Below are 23,039 nucleotides of genomic sequence, written 5' to 3' on the forward strand. Positions count from 1 at the left end.
AGCAGGCCGTCGGTCTCCTGCGCTTCACCGCCCGGCGAGCATCTCCCGCAACTCCGCAGCCTCCGAAGCCGGCATCGAGTACCCGTGCTCGGGCGCCGGATACGCTCCCGACCGCACTTCCTCCGCATACGCCGCCACTCCATCTACAGCGGCCGAGCGCAGATCCGCGTAGCGCTTCACGAATTTCGCGGCCCCGCCGGCATAGATCCCGAGCAGGTCGTGGAAGACGAGCACCTGTCCGTCGGCATCCGCTCCGGCGCCGATCCCGATCACGGGGATGTCGAGCAACGGCATGAGCGCGGCGGTGACTTCCGAGGGCACGGCTTCGATGACGAGCAGTGAGCATCCGGCATCCTGCAGAGCCAGCGCGTCTTCGCACACCGCGCGCGCCGCGTCGGCGGTGCGGCCCTGCGCGCGGTAGCCGCCGAGGGCGGTGGCGGTCTGCGGGGTGAGGCCGACGTGACCGACAACCGGGATTCCCGCGGCGACGAGAGCGCGCGCACGATCGACCGAGGTGCCGCCGCGCTCGATCTTCACAAGGTCGCAGCCAGTCTCCTTGACGAAGCGCTGCGCGGTCGCGATCGCCAACGAATCAGATGCCTCATACGACCCGAACGGCAGGTCGGCGACGAGCAGCGGGGCGGACAACCCCCGCCGCACGGCTTTGGTGAGCATGATCATCTCGTCGACGGTGACCGGCACGGTGCTTTCATAGCCGAGCACCGTCATCGCGGCCGAGTCGCCGACGAGCACGATGTCGACGCCAGCGGCCTCGACGATCTGCGCACTGGGGTGGTCGTAGGCGGTGACCATGACGATCGGCTCGCCGGCATCCTTCTTCTCGGAAAGACTCGCCAAGGTGACGCGCTTACGCGCCGACGCATGCACGCTCATGCGTCGGCTCCTACGAGAGAAGGGGCCGCGGTCAGAAGGCGATCGACGACGTCGTCGACTTGGATGATCGCGTTCGCGCGGTCGACGTGCACGACGACCGGTTCGTAGGTCTCGAGGTCTTCGCGCGAGTAATCGGCATAGGAGATGACGATGATGGTGTCGCCGGAGTGCACGAGGCGGGCGGCGGCGCCGTTGACTTGGATCACGCCGGATCCGCGGGCACCTGCGATGGTGTACGTCTCGAAGCGCGCACCGTTGTTGACGTCGACCACGTGCACCTGCTCGTGCGGGAGGATGTCGGCGGCCTCAAGCAGCTCGGGGTCAATGGTGATCGAGCCGACGTAGTTCAGGTCGCTGCCGGTGATGGTCGCGCGGTGGATCTTCGACTTCAGCATGGTGCGGCGCATCAGACGCTCCCTTTCAGGATGTGGTTGTCGATCAGTCGGGCAGCTCCGACGCGGGCGGCGACGGCGAGGAGGGCGTCATCTTCTATACGGGTGACGGTTTGCAGGTTCGAGGCATCGCGGAGTTCGAGGTATTCGGGGGTGATGCCTGCTGCGTCGAGTACTTCGCGTGCCGCCGAAAGGATGGCGTTGCTGTCGCGCTCCCCCTGCTCATACAGCGTCGCGGCCGCATCGAGCGCTCGGTTGAGGGCGGTCGCCTGCGCGCGCGCTGCGGAATCGAGGTAGACGTTGCGTGAGCTCATGGCGAGTCCGTCGGCTTCGCGCACGATCGGGCACGCTTCGATGCGCACGTCGAGGTCGAGGTCGCGCACGACGCGTCGGACGACCGCAATCTGCTGCGCATCCTTCTGGCCGAAGTAGGCGACATCCGGCCGGACGATGCCGAACAGCTTCGTCACGACGGTCGCGACGCCGTCGAAGTGGTGCGGTCCCCGGGTTGCGCCGTCGAGCATCTCGGTGACGCCCGAGACGTGGATGCTGGTGGCGAAGCCGTCGGGATAGATCTCGGCAGGTTCGGGGGCGAAGAGGATGTCGACGCCTTCGGCCTCGGCTCGCCGGGCGTCGGCCTGCGCGTCGCGGGGGTAGCTGCTGAGGTCCTCGTTCGCGCCGAACTGGGTGGGGTTGACGAAGAGCGAGACGACGACGAGATCGTTCTGCTCACGTGCGCGGCGCATGAGGGAAAGGTGCCCCTCGTGGAAAGCGCCCATGGTCGGAAAGAGGCCGACGCTCTGGCCTGCGCGCCTGGCTTCGCGGACGGCGGCGCGGATCTCGGGGATGGTGCGGAGGATTCTCATGCCGTCGCCTTCTGGCGGGCTATTGCTCGGGTGGCTACTGCTCGGGTGGCGATAACGAGCTCGTCGAAGAGGGGCGTCAACTCTGGGACGCCTTCGGCGACGGCTGCGCGTTGGCGGGCGACCGTTGCATCGTCGCCACGGGCGATCGGGCCGGTGAGGGATGCCGCTGCGCCCCGGCCCTGCCAGTTGTCGACCGTGCGGCTTATGAGTGGAGCGAGGAGGTTTCGGGCTTCGTCGCCCCGGATACCGGCGGCGGATGCGAGCTGCTCGGCGGCGTCGAGCACGGTGAGCACGAAGTTCGAGGCGAAGGATGCCGCAGCGTGGTAGCCCGCGCGATGGGCATCGTCGATCTCGAAGGGGCGGGCACCGAGGGTTTGGGCGAGCTGTTCTGCCGTGCTCTTGTCCGCCGCCGTCCGGCCTGCGACGGCTGCACCGATGCCGTGGAAGACGTCGGGCGACTCGGTGCCGGTGAACGTCTGCAGTGGATGGATGCTGAAGTCGACGTCGTCGAGCGGGCTGGCGCCGGAGACGTGGCCGATTCGAGTGGCGTGACTGCGGGCGGTGGCGGAGGCTTCGGGGATCGCGGAGTCGGGGACGCAGAGCAGCGCGATGTCGACCGCGGGGATCTCCTCGCCCCGGCGCAACGGACCGTGAACGGCGACGCCCGCCTCACGAAGCGCCTTCGCGAGCACGCCGCCGAGGCGACCGGCGCCGATGACGGCGACGGTTGTTTCGGGCGCAAGAGCAATGGGTGGTTTCATGGGGTTTTCGGGCCGAGGTCGAGCGGCCCGGATGCCACGAGTATCTGCCTATCGCAGCATCCGCTCCAAATCCGGGAGCAGAGTGCACGAGAAAATGCGCATTCTTACTGGCGAATTGTTTAGATAAACGCGCTTTTGATTACCTTTACGCTTCCGCGCCGTTCGGCATCTTCTGCACACGCGCGATGCGCGGCGCGAGTTCTTCTCCGTGATCCTGCAGGAGCCGAGCGACGTAGGCAGCTGCGCGCGACAGCCGACGCGAGCGCGGCCACACGACCGAGAGCCGCTCAAGGTTCGGGGCGGGGTCGAGCGGACGGCATACGAGCTCCCTCCCCTCGTAGCTGAACTCGGTGCGAGGCGCTTGGATGCACAGCGCGAGTCCGAGACCACGGGCGACGAGGCTGCGCATGAGTTCGAAATCGCCCGTGCGCACCCAGACCTGCGGCGACAATCCCTGCCGCACGAAGTAGGCGAGCGTGTCGTCTGGGCCCGGCAGATGAGCCATGAGGATCAGGCGGTCCTTGGCGACTTCGCTGGCCGGTACGACGTCGAGTGCGGCGAGCGGATGCCCCGCAGGCATGATGACGTGCATGGCCGTGTCATAGATGACGCGACTGTCGAGGTCGTGCTCGAGGTGCACGTTGTAGGCCACCGCGAGATCGAGTTCGCCTGCACGCAAGGTCGACAGCAGTTCGGGCTGGGGGAAGGAGCGCACGTCGAGTCGCAACTGCGGATGCTCCTGGGCGAGCAGCTCGAACATGAGCGGGAAGACGGTGGGCACGAGCGAGGGGAACGCGCCGATCGTCAGTGATCCGGTGAGGGCGGCGCCGGTCGCCCGCCCTGGGAGGTCGTGGGCCTCTCGCAGAAGCGACAGCGCGAGTTCGAATACCTGCTCCCCCGTTGGCGTCAGGGTGAATCCCGACCCACGACTGCGTGCGGCAAGCGGCACCGAGAAGAGCGCCTCCAGCTCATTGATCGCGGTAGCCACGGCCGAACGAGAGACGTGCTCATGCTCGGCCGCGGCAGAGATGCTGCCGGCTCGGGCCGCCGCGGCGAAGTAGGCGAGTTGGCGAAGCGAGAAGCGGGGTACAGGCATCCGCCCAGTGTCACCCCCGCTCCCTCTCAATGCAACGTCAGCGAGTACGGCATCCCGCCTCACTTCAGTGGGTCGCGGCTCGTCTCGCGCATGCCCCAGATGACAACCGCGCTGATGACGCACAGCACCACGAGGTAGGTGGTGTAGATCCAGTGCATGCCAAGCGATTCGAGCCAGGTGTTGAGGTACGGCGCGGTGCCGCCGAAGATCGCCGCTGAGGTCGCGTAACCGATGCCGATGACGGTGGCCCGCTCACGCGTGGGCACAAGCTCTGCGAAGGTGGCGCCCAGCGGACCGGTGTTCGCACTGATGAGCAGACCAGCGACGCACATCGTCACCAGGAGCGTCCATGGGTTGGGGCCAAGGATCGCGTCGAGACCGAAGGCGACGAGCGCGAATCCGATGCTGAAGATCTGCAGCACCGGCCTGCGACCGACTTTGTCAGACAGGCGCCCGAACAGCGGCGACGCGATGACGAGCACGGCCTGTCCGGCGACGCCGATCAGGAGCGCGATGGTCGGGTCGATGCCGAAGGTGCGGGAGGCATAGCCGGGCGCGAAGATGAGCCATGTGTAGAAGACGGCCACGCCGCCGACGGTGAGGCCGGTGATGCGCAGGATCGCGGCACGGTGCTTTGCGATGAGCCGGAACGTCTCCCTGATGGTGGGCGCCGGTTCGCTCCGCTCGGTGAACTTCTCGGATTCGGTGAGTCCCACGCGAATCCACAGTGCGTAAAGTCCGAGCACCGCGGCGATGCCGAAGGGGATGCGCCAGCCGAATGCGGCCATCTGCTCATCGGTGAGCATGTAGGTCAGCAGCGCCCCGAGACCCGTGGCCGCGATCGATCCGATGCCGACGCCGACCCACGGCGAGCTCGCCCACAGTCCTCGACGACCCTCCGGCGCGACCTCGGCCAGGTAGGTGAATGCTGAGCCGGTCTCACCACCGTGCGAGAGGCCTTGCACCAGGCGGGCGAACAGCAGAATCACGGCGGCGAAGATGCCGACGTTCTCGAACGTGGGCGCAATGGCGATGATGAGGCTGCCGACGGCGGCGAGCGCGATTGCGAGGGTGAGGCTGAAGCGGCGCCCCTTGGCATCCGCGATCTGGCCGAAGAGCCAGCCACCGATCGGACGCATGAGGAAGCCGACGGCGAAGATGGCGAGCGTCGCCAGCAGATCCGAGATCGGGTCGTTGCCACGAAAGAACTGCGCCGCGAAGAACGGGGCGAAGATCGCGTAGATGTTCCAGTCGAACCACTCGAGCGCGTTGCCGATGTTGACGGCGACGAGATCGCGGCGACGTTTGCTTGTCGATACGGGGGTCTGGGTGACAGATGCCACGAGCACATCCTCCTTGATGAGTCCTCAGCAGGTCCGCGAGATGCCGGCCTGCCCCCACTTTGGGAGCGTTCGTATGGCGCGGTCAAGAACGAAGGTCCGCCATGTGATGTCGCAAATCGTGCCATCGCTGATCACATGATGGCGCATACGATTCCAACATGACCCTCGCTTCATCGACCCCGACCGCCCCATCGCTGCGGCACGTGACCACCATTCAGGTCGAGGTGGCCGAGCCTGTCGACCTGGGCGAGGGGACCGATGGGTGGCGCCGAATCGTGCCCATCGTGTCGGGTTCTGCGACAGGCGAGATCAGCGGACGGGTATTGCCCGGCGGGGCCGACTTTCAGGTGCGGCGACCGGACGGCGTGACAGAGCTGGAGGCGCGGTATCCGATCGAGCTGGAAGACGGCACCCGCCTCGAGATGACCAACCTCGCCATCCGTGCCGGGACGCCGAGCGATATCGAACTTCTCATGGCTGGAGAGCCGGTCGATCCCGAACGCATCTACTTTCGCGGGACGCCGCGGCTACGCGCACCGCAGGGCCCGTGGGAGTGGGTCAATCGCACGGTGTTCATCGCCACCGGGGTGCGTCGCCCGTTCGCCGTGGAGATCACGGTGTTCGCGGTGGAGTGATGTCTGGGCTCCCTGCTACAGTCCATTTCAGGTTCAAGAGTTGCAGCCAGAGGTACCTGGCCGGCTGCACGGCAACCCTCCTCCATCGAGCGGGGTGCCCCAGGGGAAGAACCGGTCCGACGCAAACGCGTTCGGGCAAGTCGATGGGTTCGCGACGCGCGAGCCCTCCCCATGAAGGGATGCTCTGATGAGCGAGAACACCTTTATCCATGCCGATCAGTCCCGGAATTTGTGGTGGCACCGACTCGGTCTCCGCGACAGCACCAGCACCAGCACCAGAAGCAGAAGCAGAAGCAGCGGCAACGAGCGTCACCTCCAGTCCGCGCGGCGCGACTATCTGAGCTCGCTTCGGCCGTCGGGATTCACGCGCTCCACCGCTGGTGGCGATATCATCCTCACCCTCGAACAGGTCGGGGCCGAGCTCGACGCCATCGAGCAGTCGATGGCGATCGCCTCGCAAAACGAGGCGAACCAGCGCCGCGAACGAGGATGGGCGAACGTGCGCAGCGCGCTGGCTGCTTCGGATGCCAATATTCAGGTCAAACGCGGCGATTGGACCGGCTTTACTCGGGGGCGCGCGATCGCGTGGTGCTGGAACCTCTACCAGTACGAACCGCGCGGGTTCGTGCATCCGGGGTCACAGCTGCGCACAGAGCGCACGGCCAAGCTCGAGGCCGGCATGATCCCGGACGGGTTCGGATACGCGCAGCGCGCCACCTACCTCGAAGCGGCCGGGTTCACGCCTGAGACGTATCGACGTGCGCAGGAGGCACTGGGGAAGGTGGTGTTCTCGCCGGCTGACGTGACGCACTGAATCGGATGCTGCGGTGGCTGACTTGGGTCAGTCCACCGCTGCGGGTCAGACTCCGTTCGTGAACGGCGGGCTCAGCCCTCCTGCTGCTCTGCCCGAACGAGTCCCGCCAGTTCCGGAAAGCTCTCCGTCACGGTGCGCCAAAGGAGTTCGGCATCCAGTCGGTCGTAGTGATGCACCGCATAGTCACGATGACGCGCGGCCTGCCGCCAGATCCGGGTGGAGAAGCGCTCGGAGTCGGCCATCACGAGGCGCTTCGAGAGATCGCCGATGCGGTTGGACAGCGCCTCGAACGCGAGCGGCACTGCCAGATCTGAGTCGTAGGCGCCGCGCCCTCGTTCGACCAGGTCCGCTGCAGTGTCGAGCACAGAACGCAGCTCACCGACCCAGCGCTGGACGCGGTCGGCCTCGTTCACAACGGTACGGCTTCGCGCAGGATCGTCGCGTCGCGCTTGTCGTCAAGGGATGCGATCGACAGCGCAGATACGGGTACTCCGACGAGTACTTCCATGTCCATCTCGAACTGCGCGATATCGAAGAGGGTCGCGTCGGGCGCCGGGGTCACGAGCAGGTCGAGATCGCTGACGGCGGTCTGCTCGCCTCGGGCTACTGATCCGTATACCTTGACCGATCCGAGACGGGCAGCATGAGCGAGCCGCTCGATCACCGGTTTCAGATGTCGGAGTCGTTCGAGCGAGATCACTGGCTCCGACTGCGCCGAGAGTTTGCGGTAGGCCTCCAGCGAGAGGAGTACCACCTCTGGCCTTCGATGGGACCCGACCGTAACGGGAGCAGCGTCCGGTGTCTCGCGAAAACCGGCGATGAGCGCCGACAGGCCAGACCGCGCGTCTGCGACTGAGATGACTTCCGTGCGCACCTCCAGAAGATGTACATGAAATTGCACAGAACACTGCCGACAGTCGGTCAGCAGCCCGTTACTTGCGCCGATAGAACCCCGCCGGCCGCCCCGCCCTTCCCGAGACAGCTCCCCGGTCGTCACTGGATTCGGCAACATCGTCCGTCGGAACGTGTCAGGCAATAGCCGCTCGCTCAGTACCACCTCGTGCAAGCCACGTAGTTCGCTCAGCGTAAATATCTCCCCGAGTAGCCCTCGAGGATCGGGCAGCTCGCGATACTCGGTCCACAGCGCACCGACCGCGAACGCGATGATGCGGTCGTGATCGAACGCGGGCGGTGGGAGCTCGCCGCTCGGTACGAGTATCGGGTCACTGGGCAGCATCGCATCTGTCGGTGGCCAGGCGCATAATCGTCCCAAAATAATTAACGCAGAACTGAGCTAAGGGAGACATCATGACCACTTACGATTCAGCCAAGCACCAAGACTCATCGCTGTACTGCGCATACTTCGGCGGCCCGCGCGACGGCCTCAAAACTGGCGACCTGCCCGCCGCAATGTCGGGCAAGAAGCTGACTGGGGCGGTATCGAAGATGCCGCTGAGCACGCCGCATCAGTTCAGCATGTTTGCGGTGTACGAGTGCACGAGCGATACTCAGGTCGACGCATTCTGGATCTTCACCTACCGCGGCATGGAAGGCCCGAACGGGGAGAAGCTCGTGGCTACTGAGCCTTCCCAGTGGGCGAAGCGGGTGCCATGATCAGGGCATGACAGGTCATGTATTCGTGATCCAAGGCGACACCCGACGCTTCGCGTGTGATGCGTATTTGCATGCCACGGATCGTGGACTGCGCGACGGCGGCGGCTGGGGGAATTCGGCACCGGATGCGGTGAATCGCCTCGACCCCAAGTATGTCTCGGACTTCAAGGCGGAAGATCGGTACACGCTGCCCCTGCTGGATCGCTCCGGCTTCGAGAACGAACCGAAGACGATCCTCGCGGCGGTTCCCTACTACCGGTTACAGAACGCAGCCGAGATCATCCCGCGGCTCGAGGAGTTCTTCCGTGTGAGCGCCGAGCTCACTGCACATCGACATGTGACGAGCGCCCGTTCCCACAGGGCGAAGCGCCTGATCGCCGTGCCACTGTTCGGCGCAGGCGGTGGTGGTGGCGGCAAGTTCCGAGGCGAGCTGCTTCGAGTGATCGACGAGCAGAGTCGGTTGGCCGCCGAGAAGTATGACGTCGACGTCGCGATCGTACTGCGCGACCCGCAGGCGTACGCGCTCGCGCAGATGATGCGTCGCGATCAGCGGGAGTACTGGCCGGAGCTCGGCGAAAATCTGGCAAAGGCCAAGGAGCTGGGCGAGATCGCGCGCCGTTCCCGACTCGTCCCATTCATGGGGTCGGGCATCAGCATGTCGGCTGGCGCTCCCAACTGGACTGGGCTCATCAAGCGTCTCGCCCGAGCCGCGGGGCTCGAAGCAGATCTCGTCGAAAAGCTCGTCGAGAAGCATGACGTTCTGGATCAGGCAGCGTACGTGCGTCAGGAGTTCGAGCGCGAAGGATCCGGCCGCGAGAATCAGTTCATTGCCGAGATCGTTCGGGCGGTTGATAAGCGACGCTATGGGCTGGCCCCGCCCTTGCTCGCCGCGCTCGAGGCCGAGCAGGCGATCACCCTCAACTACGATCAATTGTTCGAATGGGCGGCGTTCGACGGACAGCGACCTCGTCGTGTGATTCCTGGGCCGATGGACGCCAACGAACGATGGCTGCTCAAGCTGCATGGAAGCGTCGACAAGCCCGAGTCGATCGTCCTCACTCGCGACGACTACCTCGGGTTCAACTCCGACCGCGCAGCGCTCAGCTCGCTCGTCAAGGCGACGCTCATGACACGGCATCTGCTTTTCGTCGGGTTCGGGATGGGAGATGCGCACTTCCACGAGATCGTGCACGACGTGCGACGCGCACTGCCTGATCGCGATTCGCAGTTTGGCACGGTCCTTGCTCTGAACGACGACGAGGTCACGCGCCGTTTGTGGGGTAAGGATCTCAGGTTCGTCAATTTCGATTCGCCCCGACTGCTGGAGATCTTCCTCGATGCGATGCTCGCCTACGGCGCGACGTCGAACTCCTACTTGCTGGCAGAAGGATACGAGTCGACGCTTGATGAGGCGGATGCCGAGATACGACGCTCTCTCGAGCACCTGGCAACGTCGTTGTCGAGTCGAGCACACGAAAGTAAAGCGTGGCCCGTCCTGTCTGAGATGCTCACGGAGTTGGGTTATGACAGCCTTACTCCGCAGCGGTCGTGGGGCGCACTACCCCAAGGGGTGGAGTAGACGGCGCGGAGGATCTAGCGCGAGTCCGTGGATCGCTAGCGCCGCAACAACAGCACGATCACCACTCAACAACGGGTCAGTTCGGCGCTCACTCTCCGGCAGACCCATGCAAGTGCTCCTTGATCGGCTGACGCCATGGCTCTGCAGCAATCCGCTCGTCCATGCGGCCAACTACTCAGTTAGGTATCACCACACACCGGTACCGCGCCCGGGTCAGCCCCACATAGAGCAGGTCGAACCGATAGATGCCCTCGCACCTGCGATTCTGAGGCGCCACCTCTGTGCGCGGCCACTCCCCATACGCTCCTTGTCTGACTCAGACGGTATCTTGCCAGTACGGACTCCTTCGACAAGCATCGCCAGGCTTCCACGCGTCCGGACAGCACCATGAAAGGTTGGACATGACCAACTCCGAAGAAGCCACCTCTGACGAAGTCGCGGTGAAGCGCCTCGACGCTGGCGGCTCCGAGATTGCCGTCTTCGAGTTCCAAGGCAAGTTGCGTGATCTGATGGTTTCCAGCCTGCGAAACACTCATCTGGCCACCGGGAGCTACGTCGCCGATGCCAAAGCAATTTCATCTCAGGGCGTGATGTCGATGGTCGCCGCGGGTGCTGCGACCGGCGCCACGCTCTTGTCCGCTGCACTGTCGTCCACGCTCTACATGGCAACTGCCGATCCTTCAACGCTCATGAAACTCGGGGCAGGTGTCGGGAGCAGTGTCATGGGGGCAACCGGCATCGTTGGGCACGCACCGTTCGTAGCCGTCGCGAGCTCTTTGCCAGTTGTGGCGCCAATCATGGCAATTCAGGCACTCAGCACCGTAATGATGCTGCAGCAGTTTCAGCAGGTCGATCGGAAGCTCAATGCCATCAAGGGCACCCTTGACAAGGCCATCGCCAGATCTGAGGCCACCTACGCTGGTGAGTTACTCACGGCATCCAGAATCGTCGATGAGGTGTACCGGCAATACGAAGCTGCGGGCGCCTTCTCGAACGACATGCTGATTCGTCTGGCGCTCGCGGAACACGACGTCCGAAGCCTCGCGGAACGCTTCCGGCACCTCGTTGATACCCATGCGATCACCGAAGTTGCTGACGTCGACGACGTTCGACGTGCTAACTACGACGCACACAGCGCCATGCTCGCGTCCTTCCTCGACCTGCGCATCGCATACATGCGGGTCTGTGTCGACATGCAAGAGAACCCGAAATCGGTCGAGTCGTCGGTGAGACAGTTGAAAGACACGATCGGATCTGGCGCGGACTTCTGGCAACAGTTGGTCAATCGCTCTGAAACGCTTCGAGAGGCCATCAACCAGCGAGAAACAGATCTGAACGACATGAACTGGGTACAGCGGTCCCTTCCCGTAGGCGCATCAACCGAGAGGAAGATCGCCGCGATGAAGGATGCGTATGCATCGACTCTGGAGAGCGAAAAGGCCATCATGGCTGGCTTTGGCTCGCTCATTGAATCGGCCAAGCAGACACTCGTTGCCTTGGAGAACCCAGAGCCCATCGCCAACGGCCCCACGCTGGTGTACTGGCGCGACGAAACCGGAGACCACTCATTCTCCACACAACGGCTTCAGCTCGCGTGACAAGGGATCGGAACGGTCCGACGCCGTCCCTCGCGCCTGGCTACAGGCCCGCGTCGATGAACTGACGAAGGATCCGCGCTCCGAGCTCGATGCGGTTCTCCCCATCCGGCCCAGCCTCGTCCTCCGTCGCTTTCGTAACCTTGACGAGGAGATGAGACTCACCAGAGCCGTCAGCGATCGCCCCCAGTTGGTGTGCGACCGCCTCGAACGTTGCGTGGAACTCCTCCTCAACGGGACCGAGTAGCTGGAACCCGCCTGGCACGGAGCGGAGCCCAGTGTTGCTCGCCTTCAGCCGGAGCCAGCGGGGATCAGAGACGTAGCCCGTGTACCACTGCGACAACACCGCACGCGAATCGTCCATCTCGTTGTAGATGCTGAGCAGGTACGGATCAGAATAGTACGCGCTTTGCCGCTCCTTGCCGCCGGGGAGATTTGCGAGACTGAACCCCATTCTCTTGCCTTGGGCGAAGTGGATTCCGGAAGCACCAGCGCGTGCGCTGCGGTATTTGACGAGGTAGTAGCGCCAGTCGAAGTGCTTCTCTGATTCACGTTGGAGAAGCCAATCGTTCTGCATCTCCTTGAGGGTCTGGGAGATAGGACTCGAAGACGCGGCGATGCGATCCAACAGCTCCCTGAGCACAGAGGCGGTCGCAGCTAGATCCGCTCTCGTCCTCCCCGTAAGCGTCGCCCGCCAGGCATCGCTGTACCTGCTGTCCCACGTACCGAATTGAAAGGAGTCAGAATCGTGCAACTTGTTCGTACGGTCACGTGGCCGCTGGTACTCGCCCACGGTGAGCAGCGCTCCGGTAAGGTCCCACCAAAGCTCTGGCTCCGCCATGAGTACATTGAACGTGACGGCGTGGCTCTCGATGCTCGACTCGTCCAGAACGAAGGCGGTTACCGAGCCCTTCAGAAGGTAATTATCTTCAAGCGCGTGCAGTACACCCTCGGTTTCGGGGTGTACTGCGATGAAGTCGCGCTTCTCTGACTCATCGCTGAGCTGTGCGACCGCGAACGACCCGCCTGCCTCGGGTAGCACGCCATCCAGGATCAACGCTCGGGTGTCCGCGACCAGCCGAGGCATTCGCTCAGCACGCATCTCGAACTGCGATCCTTCAATGAGGTTGCGAAGCGTACGAAGACGACGCGCAAAGTCGTCTGTTCCGCCGTCGAGGTGGAGCACGACAGCGAGGAGGAGCAGCGTCTGGCCGAACGTGAAGTTTCGCCTGTTGCCGGTCGTCTCCCCATACAGCCGGCAGCAGGACTCGAACAGGTTGACGTTCGGATCCTGGAAGAAGATCGGCAACAAGTCCTCGCCGACACCAGACGCGGGAGTATGAAATAGCGCCGCGAAAGTCTCGGAGACTTTGCGGTCCTGCCACACGTCGAACGCCCTGAACAGAAAGTCGAGGTGCTCTTTCCTATGGGGGTTCTCCGCGCCGAATACGTGCGTCGCTCGTTGCACCCGCGACTTATCCACGCCAGCACCGAACTCGCCCGATAGCCACTCGCAGACCTCGGTGATGAAGTCGAAGTAGCGCAGGAACTCGTCATCGATGAGGTCGTCGTCGCCCCGGAAAGTCCAGAGAGTATCTGACCAGGTGGTGTCCGCTTTGTGTGCGAAATCGGTCGCTCGCTCCGACCACTCGAGGATCTTCTCGAACCGGGCTTTGAAATTCTCGAACTCCGTGAGCGGCATACCCCGGGAGTTCATCTTGACGTAGAGATCCTCGGCCGAGCCCATGTCGGGGAGCGGTAGCAAGTGGAAGGACACCGCAGGATTGTCGACCGAAGCCAGCCGAGCCCACGCCCTCTGAGCGTCGACGTCACGGAATCGTGCCTCGATGGCATCAATCATGACGAGCATCGCGTTGATCGTCGGGTCGTAGCGCCAGACGAACAGGTACCAGGGCTGGTCCTGGATCCACCCAGAGAGACTCGATACACCTTCGGGCGGTGTGACGGTGATGAGACGTTGGCTGAAGCGTCGAGCGCTCGGCCGTGTTTCGTATGAGAAGTTAGTCCAGCCCGTGGCGGATGCGAGACTGCCGGAGCGTGCCGCCAGGTACCAATGCAGAAGGAAAAGCGTCGTCAGTCGCTGCTGCCCATCGAGCGGCTGGAGAGTTCCGTCTGGGCGACGCTCGCCGTAGACGAAGTCGAGCGTCACTGGCCGCGGATCATCACCGGTCACCGCGCCGTGTAGCACCTGGAGAAAGTTCTGACGGATCTCATCGACTTTCTCCCCTCGACGTCCCTGTGCGTAGTCCCGCTGAATCAACGGAATCTCAATTCGGGTGATGACATCCCCGTTCGCCGACCGCTCGTCGAACATTCGGGTGAAGGACTCGATACGACTCACGAGGTGAGCTCCTGATTCAGGTAGGGTTCGAGTTCTCGCTCGATCGCCGCAAGATACGCGTGGCGGTCCTGCGGGCTCCAGAAGTGTAGCTGCTGCGCTCGCCCAGCGGTGTAGTACTTCAGGAAGACGTTACGAGTGCACACCGGAACGTACGACCCCGCGCGGTCGAGGTCAAGGATGCGCTGGCGCTTGACCTCAAATACCGCATTGTTGAGCATGCTGTTGTCGTCCTTTTCAAGCAACGCCAAGTTGCTGATCGCGTGTTCTTCTGGAGCGCCATCCCCGGCCTCCGCGGAGAAAACAGCCCGAATCTCCGACTCCAACTCTAGGAACTTCGCAGCCGTAATGATCGGCAACGCCGCATCGATCCTCGCCCCCAGGTCGGCACGTTCCTCGACGCTGAGGGTGGGGAGACCGGCGAGCGCATCGCGATGCTGGCGTAACCACTCGGACCATTGCTCGACGGTATTGAGACCTTCCGAGTTTTGGGCGTGGATGTGCTCAAGTGACCACGTGCGCGCGGCGTGCGCCCGGAAGGAGTATCTCTCCGCAGAGTTTGTCAACTTTCTCACGGTTTCAACGTTCATTAAAAGTAGGGCGCGGCTGATCATGCTGTCATCTTCCCCGTATGCCAGATCCGCCAATTCCGACTGAGTGAGCCGAAGGCCCACTCGGCGATCTTGAGCGATCACTCCATCCAGCCGGTCCGTGAACTCAGACTTTGTAACGTCGGCAGCGAGACTGAGCACCTCATCAAAGCGGAAACCGCACGCCGTAAGGTAACCAATCTTGTGAAAGGCATGACGCTCTTCGAACCAGCCGCGGACGAGGGAATGCAGGTCGACCACCCGGTTCCAGAATCCCTCCGCGTCTTCCATGATCAACGGTCGGAGCGTCTCGAACGTGTGGAATGGCGGACGCAGCCGGCCCCGAAGCTGCGCCTTGTCTTCCAGAGCACAGACCTGATCCGCGAGGGTGTCGAGCAAGAGCCGAATATGTGTAGCCTCGTCGTCAGCCATCGCTGTCACGAAGGCCCAAAGCTCCGGTTCGCGTAGGTCACGCTCGATCGAGTCCCACTCCGCGGCCACGCTCAGCGCCCGGTCGGTACCCTGCGCGTCACGGCTTCGTGACAGGACGAGCGCCTTTACGAGCTCGGCATCGGTGAGAGGGATGCGACCGACGTTCAGTCGGGTGAACAGCTCAGTCGAGTCCTCGGACGACGGTGCCTCGTACCAGATGACCTTCACGCGCTTCGAGAACGCCGTATAGATCTCCCAGGCGGCCGTCGAGGCATCCTCCTGGCTATCGAGCCACGCACCGATAGCTTTCCAGGCCACGTACATATGGAAGAAGTCGATGTTCGACTGGGCAGTCGCCTCGTCCGGCTCGCGCAGGAATTCAGCGCTGAGCGGCCGGGTCTCGTACTCGATCGTGTACTTCACCTCGGCTTGCGGCACGTACGCCTTGAAGTACCGGATGACCAATGCAAGCGTCGTGAGCCGCTGTTGCCCATCGATAAGTTCCCATCGATCGTCGCCGATCGACTTCACCACGATCGGCTGAAGGTAGTAGGTCGAGCCCTCGCTGTCCCGAATATCCTGCAGAAGTCGAGTGACCTCGACCTCACCCCAGCGATACCCTCGCTGATATCCGGGCACGAAGAACTCCCCGACAATCTTGCCGACCTCGAGCCCCTCGAAGGTGCCAGTGTCTTTGACCGCGCCCATACTCATGCGATCCAAGCTAGTCGCTCCCGATGACATCGTCTCTGCAGGCGGATGCCCTAAGCCTCCGATGCGGGGCGTCCACCTACTAGAAGTTCTTTAGAAGTTGCTCCGCGATCGCTCGCCCCAGCGGAATCGGTACGGCGTTCCCGATCTGCTTCGCGATCGCGGTCTTCGAACCGACGAACTTGTGATCCGGTGGGAACCCCTGAAGCACCGCAGCCTCGAAATGGGTGATCGCTCGATTGGCTTCCGGGTGAAGGTAACGCCCCTTCTCCGGCTTGAAGAACTCTGTGCGGATCGTGACGGACGGTTTGTTCCAATGCAGACGCCCCATGACGTCACCAGAGCCGCTCGTGTGGCCGACCCAACATTTCGGCAGGAGGTCAGGACGCTTCGCTGCGATGTCGAACCGGTTGCCGCCTTTGCCGATCACTTTGAATCGATCGAGCGACAGCTGCGTGTACCGCCGCCCGAGATGCAACTCTGCACGCGTAAACGGCCCGGCAAGGCTCTTCCCCGCGAAAGCGACGCTGCGGTCGTCAGGGAAATCGATACCCTTCGGATCCTTCGGAACATCGGCGTCGTCGAACGCCCAGCGGACGTTCCGGTGCTCTCCTGCATGAGTCGGCTCCGGCCACCCAGGGAATGGCAGACTTCGCAGGTGTCCGATGATCACCGCTCTCTTGCGAGCCTGTGGAGCACCGTAATCAGCGGCGTTCAGCACTCGATGCTGGAACGCATAGTCCTCCAGCGCTCCACCGGGCTCCGTCTCCCGTTCGAACAGCTCGTACTGCGGCGACTTCGCGAAGGCAGCCACGTTCTCGACGATGAAGTACTTCGGATGCGCCTTGAGAATCGTCCGCATATATTCACGCCAAAGCGAGTTCCGATCGTCCTCTTCATTCTGCTTCCCCAGGGTCGAGAAGCCTTGGCAAGGAGGGCCCCCCACGATCAGATCGGCCGCCGGGACCTCTTCGTCCTCGAGCCAGCTCTGAATGCTGCCCGCGAAAACGATTCCCTCCCCGAAAGTCGCCTCATAAGATGCCGCAGCTGCGGTATCCCACTCCACGGCCCGAACGGTCTTGAACCGAGCCGAAGCGGCTCTAAAACCCGCGGTAAATCCGCCGGCGCCAGCAAAAAGGTCGATAACGCGGATCGCGTCACGGGGCTCAGAAATCGAGGTCGGCACCTGAGGGTCCTTCTAGAGTCGGGGAGTCTTACACAGTGACACGATGATCTTCCTCGAGGGGATCACCGATGGCGATCGCCCTCATCGACGAAAGCATGCGCCGAGTTATGCGTGGACGCGAGGGTCCGTCCAGCACTTGCCACGATACCGCGAGGGATGTCCTGCCGAGTGTTCTGGCGATCAGGTCGATCGCATGGCCACCACTCACCATCTGATGAAGCCGTTCAATTTCCTCCTCCTCGTACGGCTCGCCGCGCCGCGTGGCACCGTTCAGATCCTCGTTCACGTCGAAGAGACCGAACACGCACACGGCGAGCGACCATGCAATCTGGCGCGGTTCGGCGTCTAGTGCGGTCGCGATGTTCGCGACCGATCGACCACCGTTGTATAGGCCGACTGCGGGAACGAGCTGAGCCCAATCGAGCAGTCCCGCTACGGACACAGTCGCCACGTCACCCGGTTCTACCTCGACAGGGGCATCCAAGTCGCGTTCAGTGGTTTCCTCCCGGATTTCGACTGACTCAGACGTTACGTCATGCACTGTACCGGCGACGACCGAACCGGCTGGCCGATTGACACGCTTTTTCCTCCGCCGGACAATACGTGCACGGTTCGCCTCCGATTCTTCGGCGCGTTTAGGAATGCTCGCCATCTCATATTGAAAGTCCCGCAGGCGATTCGCGAACGCAGGCTCCCTGAGCGTCTCCATCGTCTGCTTCTCGATCTGGCGGATGCGTTCACGAGTGACACCGAACGCCTCGCCAATTTGATCCAAAGTCTTCGGCTGCCCATCTCCGATACCGAACCTCATGCGAATGATGTCCGCCTGGCGCCCAGCTAGCGAGTCGAACACTTCATCCAGCTGCCGATGGAGCATCTGCACGCTCACTTGCTCGAGAGGATTCAGCGCTTCTTCATCGATCAAGATCTCGGACATGGAGCATGTGTGCCAGGCTCCACTCCCCAGTCGCAACGGCACTAAGGATTCAATGGACTTTATCGGCAGCAGGCTATTTACAACCGCACGAACGACCTCCACAGACACATCGAGTTCATCTGCCACCGACTCGATCCGCTGTGTCGCACCACCTTCTGAGCCTTCCCACGACGCGATAATCCCGGGCAACTTTTCAACGACATGGACAGGAAAACGGATCAGCCTGCCCTGGTCCGCGAGCGCCCGCGTGATGCTCTGCCTGATCCACCAAGTCGCGTAGGTGGAGAACTTTGTCCCGTGTCGATAGTCAAACTTCTGCACAGCGCGGATCAATCCAAGGCTGCCCTCTTGAACAAGGTCCGCGAGGTCTAACCCATTCCACTGATACTTCTTCGCAATCGACAGAACCAGCCGGAGATTGGATTTCATCATTCGCGTTACGGCACGTTCACCGTCCCGCTTGAGTACTGCGAGATCTAGGGTCGCCTGATCGAAGATCCTCCCGTTGTGGTCCATCTCAAGGCGTTCCGCTGCGAACAACCCAACTTCGATCGCCCGACCGAGCTCGACTTCCTCTTCAGCGGTGAGTAGTTCCGTGCGCCAAACTCGTCTCATGTGGTCGTCGAGCGCATCTAGTGCGACGTGCACGTGGGCAACACGAGGATCACCCAGAGGCTCATCGGCCTCGAACTCCTTGATCACTGCGGCAAGAACCGGAACCTCACCGACGTCTTCGAAGCCGTCCGGCTCCTCCGCCGAGTCCAGCGCCGACGCCGCACGCCGACCAATCAATGACATCGCCAACGCAGCTTGAATGCCATCAACCCGCGCAGTCGTCGCACTCGACAGCCATGCCTTGCCAGCATGCGGTTCAAGTAAGAGAAACAGACTGGTCTTTATAAAGTCGAGCTGACCGGGATCCTGCTCAAGGTTCGTGCGGTGCTCGGCGTTGAGACGGATAGCACCAGTCGTGGGTTCGAAAGCGAATAGCTGAGCGCTCGGAAGCTCACCCCATTCGAAAGAGACCTCAACCTCGTGCTCTCGCACGCCCAGAGTCTGTTCGAACGATGCGCGCATCCCGAGGGGAGAGCCAACCCCGGGCGCTGCGACCGGTTGCGGCTTCAGATCTCGTTGCTGCGATCCTTTCCACACCTCACGCGTCTGTTCCCAGAAGGAGCGAAGCGTGAATCCGTCGGTGATTGCGCTCTCGATCGCCTGCACTGCTGCGGGTCGCAGCACCACCCCGCGCTTCTCAGGATTGATCGCTATCGCTGCGAGCAGATTGTCGTGGAGCTCCAGGACGATGCGCGCAAGCTGAAGGTCCGCAGGCAGATCGTTGCGCAGACCGAGCCATCCTCCCGCGTGGAGCAATCGATCATTCCGGTAGATGTACAGCCCTTGCGCGTCGCGTCGGCTCCGTCTGAGTAGCGCACCGTCCGCTCCAGGCGGAAGCACGAAGCATGTCACGTCGAACTCTGCACCGGCCGCCAGTCGACCTCGGAGCACCCGTGGATAGCCAGCCTCGCCCCATCGCTGGAACGCAAACGGGTCGTTTGGCCTCACAGCTCGCGGAGCGCCCGTCTCCGACGTCACCTCATCGAGCTCCTCGAGGTCGATCCGTATCCGACTGTCGGCGAGGATGCGATGGAAGGTGAGCCCCAACTCGTCGCGGACCTGCAGGATCGTGGACTCGATCCAGCGCCTACGGTCCTGAAAAGATGTCGCGACGGAAATGCTCTCGAGATGAGTCCACTCGACGAGCGTTCCCGACTCGCCCGCGATGCCTCGCCGGCGCATCATTGCGGAAGCAGTCCCGCTGTCGAACACATCGGCGATGATCTCGGTACCCGACTGCTCACGGCCGAGACGCATCGCTGCGGCCGGCTGATGACCCGAAGCTGTGTAGACAGTGAGGACCCGAGCCTGACTCAGCGAGGCGCCCTTCAGCCCGACACCAAAGTGCCCGAGCGCGTTCTCGTCGTAATCACGCCGCCTACCGAGCGCCATCGCGTCTTCGAGCTGCGGTTCCGTCATGCCGCATCCGTCGTCGCGGATACGAATCGAGCGGATGTGAGCGTTGTTCGTCACGAACTGGATGCCGACACGGCCAGCTCCTGCGTCGATGCTGTTGTCGATGAGATCGGCCAACGCTGACGCCAGTGAGTGCCCCCGACCGACGGCGTCGAGGATTGATGCATCTGGCTGGAGCACCAACCGCCGCTCACTCGGCACATCCTCGTCGATGGCAATGGAATCGCTCATGATGGTGATGCTACGCACACCCGGCGACATCGCCGAGAACCGGCGGATGCCGCGATGTCAGATGCATGCGATAGAAAGGAACTACCTCTGGCCGGAGAGCACGCACTACAGCGCTCGATGGCCCCTTTCCGCATCACCCGGGAGCCGTCGTGCCGAAGAAGAAGCTCATCGAGGTCGCGCTGCCCCTCGAAGCGATCAATGCGCAGTCCGCGCGCGAGAAGTCGATCCGACACGGGCATCCCTCGACGCTTCACCTGTGGTGGGCGCGCCGTCCGCTCGCAACGGCCCGCGCAGTACTCTTCTCTCAGCTCGTGGATGACCCGGGAGAGTACGCCGCCGAGTACCGCGCGGAGGCTGAAAGGGACGGGATCCCCGACGCCGATGCGTATGCCACCGCACGTGTGGATGCTGAGCGCCAACGACTCTTCGACCTGATCACCCGCATGGTCGACTGGGACAACCTCGGCGATGAGGAGCTCTTCGATCAGGTGCGCGCCGAGATCCAACGCTCTACCAATGGCAACCCGCCGGCGATCCTCGACCCATTCGCGGGAGGCGGGACGATCCCTCTCGAGGCGCAGCGACTGGGACTCGAGGCGCACGCGAGCGACCTCAACCCCGTCGCCGTGCTCATCAACAAGGCACTCATCGAGATCCCGCCCAAATTCGCCGATCGCCCACCGGTATTCCCCGGCGCAGAGGGCACACGGAACTCCTGGCCGAAGGCCACCGGTCTCGCCGAGGATGTCCGCCGTTACGGCGAGTGGATGCGGAATGAGGCGGAGAAGCGGATCGGACATCACTATCCGAAGGCGAAGCTGCCCGACGGCGCTGAGGCTAACGTCATCGCCTGGATCTGGGCGCGTACTGTCACCTGCCCCAACCCGGCCTGCGGTATCGAGATGCCTCTCGTCCGCTCGTGGTGGTTGGGGAAAAAGAAGGGCAAGGAGGCCTATGTCGTTCCCACTGTGGTCGACGGGCGCGTCGAGTTCTCAATCGGGCACGACACAAGCAAGGCCCCGGTCAACGTAGATAAGGGCACTGTGGGCCGTACTGGTGCCACCTGTATGTCGTGCGGATCGGCCGTTTCTCTGGCCCATATACGCAGAGTTGGATCCACGATCGGTTTGGGCACTCAGCTAATGGCAACAGTGACGGAAGGGACTCGCCGACGCGTATACATCGGACCAGACGTCGAGCAGACCATTGCAGCACAAGTGTCTCCGCCTGAATCGGCCCCCGAAGGTCGACTCGGGTACTATCCGCGTGATATCAAGGCCCCTATTTACGGGCTCGACGAGTTCAAGAAGCTCTTCACTAACCGTCAGCTGACTACGCTCACGACTTTCAGCGACCTCGTCAGCGAAGCGCGTGAACGCGTGCTCCGGGATACCTTATCCGCTGGCGTCACCGAGGGTGAGCGTCTCGAACAGGGTGGCACCGGGGCTGCGGCCTACGCCGATGCCGTTGCCGTCTACTTGGGAATGGTCGTAGATCGAATCGCGATGAGCGGAAACTCGCTCTGCCGCTGGAACTCAACCGGCGAGAAGATTCAGCATATCTTCGGACGTCAGGCAATCCCGATGCTGTGGGATTTCGGCGAAGCCAACCCATTCGGGCACGCTACGGGTTCCTGGACCGCCGGCATCGAACAGGTACCAAACGCACTGCTCTTCGCGGCGCCAGAGGTCCCCGCGAGCGTCATCAGTGCACACGCGGCGCGTCGGGAATACTCCAACATGGTCTTGTCGACCGACCCGCCATACTACGACAACATCGGTTATTCCGATCTTTCAGACTTTTTCTATGTTTGGCTACGACGCACACTCCGCGATGTCCTCCCTGAGCTGACCAGCACAATGCTGGTCCCAAAAGCGGACGAACTTGTTGCCAACCCTTACCGGCACGGCGGAAAGGCTGAGGCGCAGGAGTTCTTCGAAGGCGGCTTTGTCGAGGTATTCTCGCGTGCGCGTGAGGCCGCATCGGAGGAGTTCCCGGCCTCGTTGTATTACGCGTTCAAACAAACCGAATCTGACGCGAAAGGCACAGCGTCGACTGGCTGGGAGACAATCCTTACGGGCATCATCAGCTCAGGATGGATGATCACTGGAACGTGGCCCATGCGATCTGAGATGGCTAGTCGCATGATTGCATCCGGCACTAACGCGCTGGCATCCTCCATAGTTCTCGCTCTTCGGCCCCGACCCGATGACGCACCGGTCATCGACCGACGCGGATTCCTCGCCGAGCTCAAGAGCACCCTTCCCGAAGCCCTGCGCAACCTGCAGCAGGGGAGCATTGCGCCCGTCGATATGGCGCAGGCCACCATCGGTCCCGGCATGGCGATCTTCTCGAAGTACGCCCGCGTCGTCGAGCCGTCGGGCGAGGATATGAGCGTGCGCGATGCTCTCCGCGCCATCAACGGCGTGCTCGACGAGGTGCTCTCGGAGCAGGAGGGCGACTTTGACGATGACACCCGCTGGTGCATCGCATGGTTCGAGACCCACGGCTTCGACGTCTCCCTCTATGGGGACGCCGAGACGCTCGCTGGCGCGAAGAACGCATCCGTGGCTGGCCTCGTGCGCTCGGGGGTGATCTCCAGCGGCGGCGGCAAGGTCAAGCTCTTCTCGCCCGATGAGTTGCCGGAGGGCTACGACCCCCGCACGGACGACCACGTCTCGCTGTGGGAGATCGTCCTGCACATGGCCCGCGCGCTTTCGGAGCAGGGTCTCGATGCGTCGGGCCGGATCCTGGCAGGTGCTGAGGTACGCGGGGTCGACACGACCGCAGCCCATGAGCTCGCCTACCTGCTCTACGCGATCTCTGAGAAGCGGGGCCTCACGCAGGCCGGCATCCTGTTCAACACACTCGGATCGTCCTGGCCCGAGGTGCGTGCGGCCGCGGCATCCGCAGCGGACCGCCCCGCCCCGACCGCTGCGCCGACTCTCGACTTCGACGATCTGGAGGCATGAC

At 62.9% G+C, this 23,039-nt stretch carries 18 protein-coding genes and 1 riboswitch; of the genes, 6 read left to right on the top strand and 12 right to left on the bottom strand.

Annotated elements, in window-relative coordinates:
* Positions 1–24: 24 nt before the first annotated feature.
* From panB to AC1C2Q_RS08535, 6 genes are all read right to left on the bottom strand, one after another.
* Positions 25–894, bottom strand: coding sequence for a 3-methyl-2-oxobutanoate hydroxymethyltransferase (gene panB / locus AC1C2Q_RS08510; protein WP_495449747.1), 870 nt, complete (start codon positions 892–894; stop codon positions 25–27).
* Positions 891–1,301, bottom strand: coding sequence for an aspartate 1-decarboxylase (gene panD, locus AC1C2Q_RS08515; RefSeq protein WP_495449748.1), 411 nt, complete (start codon positions 1,299–1,301; stop codon positions 891–893). The genes panB and panD overlap by 4 nt, the downstream gene beginning before the upstream one ends.
* Positions 1,301–2,152, bottom strand: a complete 852-nt coding sequence (panC, locus tag AC1C2Q_RS08520; protein ID WP_495449749.1) for a pantoate--beta-alanine ligase — start codon at positions 2,150–2,152, stop codon at positions 1,301–1,303. Before panC ends, panD begins: the two co-directional genes overlap by 1 nt.
* Positions 2,149–2,913, bottom strand: a complete 765-nt coding sequence (locus AC1C2Q_RS08525) for a DUF2520 domain-containing protein (RefSeq protein ID WP_495449750.1) — start codon at positions 2,911–2,913, stop codon at positions 2,149–2,151. Before AC1C2Q_RS08525 ends, panC begins: the two co-directional genes overlap by 4 nt.
* Positions 2,914–3,058: 145 nt before the next feature.
* Complete coding sequence (locus AC1C2Q_RS08530; protein WP_495449751.1) at positions 3,059–4,009, bottom strand: LysR substrate-binding domain-containing protein; 951 nt, start codon at positions 4,007–4,009, stop codon at positions 3,059–3,061.
* A gap of 59 nt (positions 4,010–4,068) precedes the next feature.
* Positions 4,069–5,352, bottom strand: coding sequence for an MFS transporter (locus tag AC1C2Q_RS08535; RefSeq protein ID WP_495449752.1), 1,284 nt, complete (start codon positions 5,350–5,352; stop codon positions 4,069–4,071).
* Between the two features lie 158 nt (positions 5,353–5,510).
* Between AC1C2Q_RS08535 and AC1C2Q_RS08540 the strand changes: the two genes are divergently transcribed.
* Together AC1C2Q_RS08540 and AC1C2Q_RS08545 are read left to right on the top strand one after the other, a co-directional pair.
* Entirely contained in the window at positions 5,511–5,987 is a 477-nt protein-coding gene (locus tag AC1C2Q_RS08540; RefSeq protein ID WP_495449753.1) for a DUF3237 domain-containing protein, read from the top strand.
* Positions 5,988–6,018: 31 nt separating this feature from the next.
* Positions 6,019–6,135: riboswitch (SAM riboswitch) on the top strand.
* A gap of 39 nt (positions 6,136–6,174) precedes the next feature.
* A complete protein-coding gene (locus AC1C2Q_RS08545; RefSeq protein ID WP_495449754.1) occupies positions 6,175–6,801 on the top strand; it encodes a hypothetical protein in 627 nt (208 codons plus the stop codon).
* 71 nt (positions 6,802–6,872) lie between these two features.
* Here AC1C2Q_RS08545 and AC1C2Q_RS08550 read toward each other — a convergent pair whose 3' ends face one another.
* Complete coding sequence (locus tag AC1C2Q_RS08550; RefSeq protein ID WP_495449755.1) at positions 6,873–7,214, bottom strand: HepT-like ribonuclease domain-containing protein; 342 nt, start codon at positions 7,212–7,214, stop codon at positions 6,873–6,875.
* Complete coding sequence (locus tag AC1C2Q_RS08555) at positions 7,211–7,675, bottom strand: nucleotidyltransferase family protein (RefSeq protein ID WP_495449756.1); 465 nt, start codon at positions 7,673–7,675, stop codon at positions 7,211–7,213. The genes AC1C2Q_RS08550 and AC1C2Q_RS08555 overlap by 4 nt, the downstream gene beginning before the upstream one ends.
* A gap of 434 nt (positions 7,676–8,109) precedes the next feature.
* On the opposite strand from AC1C2Q_RS08555, the gene AC1C2Q_RS08560 reads away from it, so the two are divergent.
* The 3 genes from AC1C2Q_RS08560 to AC1C2Q_RS08570 all read left to right on the top strand — a co-directional run bounded on the left by AC1C2Q_RS08560 (position 8,110) and on the right by AC1C2Q_RS08570 (position 11,592).
* Positions 8,110–8,415 carry a hypothetical protein gene (locus tag AC1C2Q_RS08560; protein WP_495449757.1) on the top strand — a complete coding sequence of 102 codons (306 nt, stop codon included), beginning with the start codon at positions 8,110–8,112 and terminating at the stop codon, positions 8,413–8,415.
* A gap of 7 nt (positions 8,416–8,422) precedes the next feature.
* Positions 8,423–9,994 (top strand): SIR2 family NAD-dependent protein deacylase, encoded by a 1,572-nt coding sequence (locus AC1C2Q_RS08565; RefSeq protein WP_495449758.1) that lies wholly within the window; start codon positions 8,423–8,425, stop codon positions 9,992–9,994.
* 401 nt (positions 9,995–10,395) lie between these two features.
* Positions 10,396–11,592, top strand: a complete 1,197-nt coding sequence (locus AC1C2Q_RS08570; RefSeq protein ID WP_495449759.1) for a hypothetical protein — start codon at positions 10,396–10,398, stop codon at positions 11,590–11,592.
* 40 nt (positions 11,593–11,632) lie between these two features.
* On the opposite strand, the gene AC1C2Q_RS08575 is transcribed toward AC1C2Q_RS08570, so the two are convergent.
* The 4 genes from AC1C2Q_RS08575 to AC1C2Q_RS08590 form a co-directional block, all read right to left on the bottom strand.
* Positions 11,633–13,951, bottom strand: a complete 2,319-nt coding sequence (locus AC1C2Q_RS08575) for a DUF262 domain-containing protein (RefSeq protein ID WP_495449760.1) — start codon at positions 13,949–13,951, stop codon at positions 11,633–11,635.
* On the bottom strand, positions 13,948–15,684 hold the full coding sequence (locus AC1C2Q_RS08580) for a DUF262 domain-containing protein (RefSeq protein ID WP_495449761.1): 1,737 nt from the start codon (positions 15,682–15,684) through the stop codon (positions 13,948–13,950). Before AC1C2Q_RS08580 ends, AC1C2Q_RS08575 begins: the two co-directional genes overlap by 4 nt.
* 79 nt (positions 15,685–15,763) lie before the next feature.
* Positions 15,764–16,867: a DNA cytosine methyltransferase gene (locus AC1C2Q_RS08585; protein ID WP_495449762.1), complete on the bottom strand. Its 1,104-nt coding sequence runs from the start codon at positions 16,865–16,867 to the stop codon at positions 15,764–15,766.
* 28 nt (positions 16,868–16,895) lie between these two features.
* On the bottom strand, positions 16,896–20,066 hold the full coding sequence (locus AC1C2Q_RS08590) for a sigma-70 family RNA polymerase sigma factor (RefSeq protein WP_495449763.1): 3,171 nt from the start codon (positions 20,064–20,066) through the stop codon (positions 16,896–16,898).
* Between the two features lie 149 nt (positions 20,067–20,215).
* Between AC1C2Q_RS08590 and AC1C2Q_RS08595 the strand changes: the two genes are divergently transcribed.
* A complete protein-coding gene (locus AC1C2Q_RS08595) occupies positions 20,216–23,038 on the top strand; it encodes a DUF1156 domain-containing protein (RefSeq protein ID WP_495449764.1) in 2,823 nt (940 codons plus the stop codon).
* The last annotated feature ends 1 nt before the right edge of the window (position 23,039 follow it).

This window comes from Microbacterium sp. Y356 (assembly GCF_059445355.1).

What these genes read in the sequence shown, in the direction of transcription:
- panB (WP_495449747.1), bottom strand. Translation starts at nt 894, where the DNA reads ATGAGCGTGCATGCGTCGGCGCGTAAGCGCGTCACCTTGGCGAGTCTT.
- panD (WP_495449748.1), bottom strand. Translation starts at nt 1,301, where the DNA reads ATGCGCCGCACCATGCTGAAGTCGAAGATCCACCGCGCGACCATCACC.
- panC (WP_495449749.1), bottom strand. Translation starts at nt 2,152, where the DNA reads ATGAGAATCCTCCGCACCATCCCCGAGATCCGCGCCGCCGTCCGCGAA.
- AC1C2Q_RS08525 (WP_495449750.1), bottom strand. Translation starts at nt 2,913, where the DNA reads ATGAAACCACCCATTGCTCTTGCGCCCGAAACAACCGTCGCCGTCATC.
- AC1C2Q_RS08530 (WP_495449751.1), bottom strand. Translation starts at nt 4,009, where the DNA reads ATGCCTGTACCCCGCTTCTCGCTTCGCCAACTCGCCTACTTCGCCGCG.
- AC1C2Q_RS08540 (WP_495449753.1), top strand. Translation starts at nt 5,511, where the DNA reads ATGACCCTCGCTTCATCGACCCCGACCGCCCCATCGCTGCGGCACGTG.
- AC1C2Q_RS08545 (WP_495449754.1), top strand. Translation starts at nt 6,175, where the DNA reads ATGAGCGAGAACACCTTTATCCATGCCGATCAGTCCCGGAATTTGTGG.
- AC1C2Q_RS08560 (WP_495449757.1), top strand. Translation starts at nt 8,110, where the DNA reads ATGACCACTTACGATTCAGCCAAGCACCAAGACTCATCGCTGTACTGC.
- AC1C2Q_RS08565 (WP_495449758.1), top strand. Translation starts at nt 8,423, where the DNA reads ATGACAGGTCATGTATTCGTGATCCAAGGCGACACCCGACGCTTCGCG.
- AC1C2Q_RS08570 (WP_495449759.1), top strand. Translation starts at nt 10,396, where the DNA reads ATGACCAACTCCGAAGAAGCCACCTCTGACGAAGTCGCGGTGAAGCGC.
- AC1C2Q_RS08580 (WP_495449761.1), bottom strand. Translation starts at nt 15,684, where the DNA reads ATGAGTATGGGCGCGGTCAAAGACACTGGCACCTTCGAGGGGCTCGAG.
- AC1C2Q_RS08590 (WP_495449763.1), bottom strand. Translation starts at nt 20,066, where the DNA reads ATGAGCGATTCCATTGCCATCGACGAGGATGTGCCGAGTGAGCGGCGG.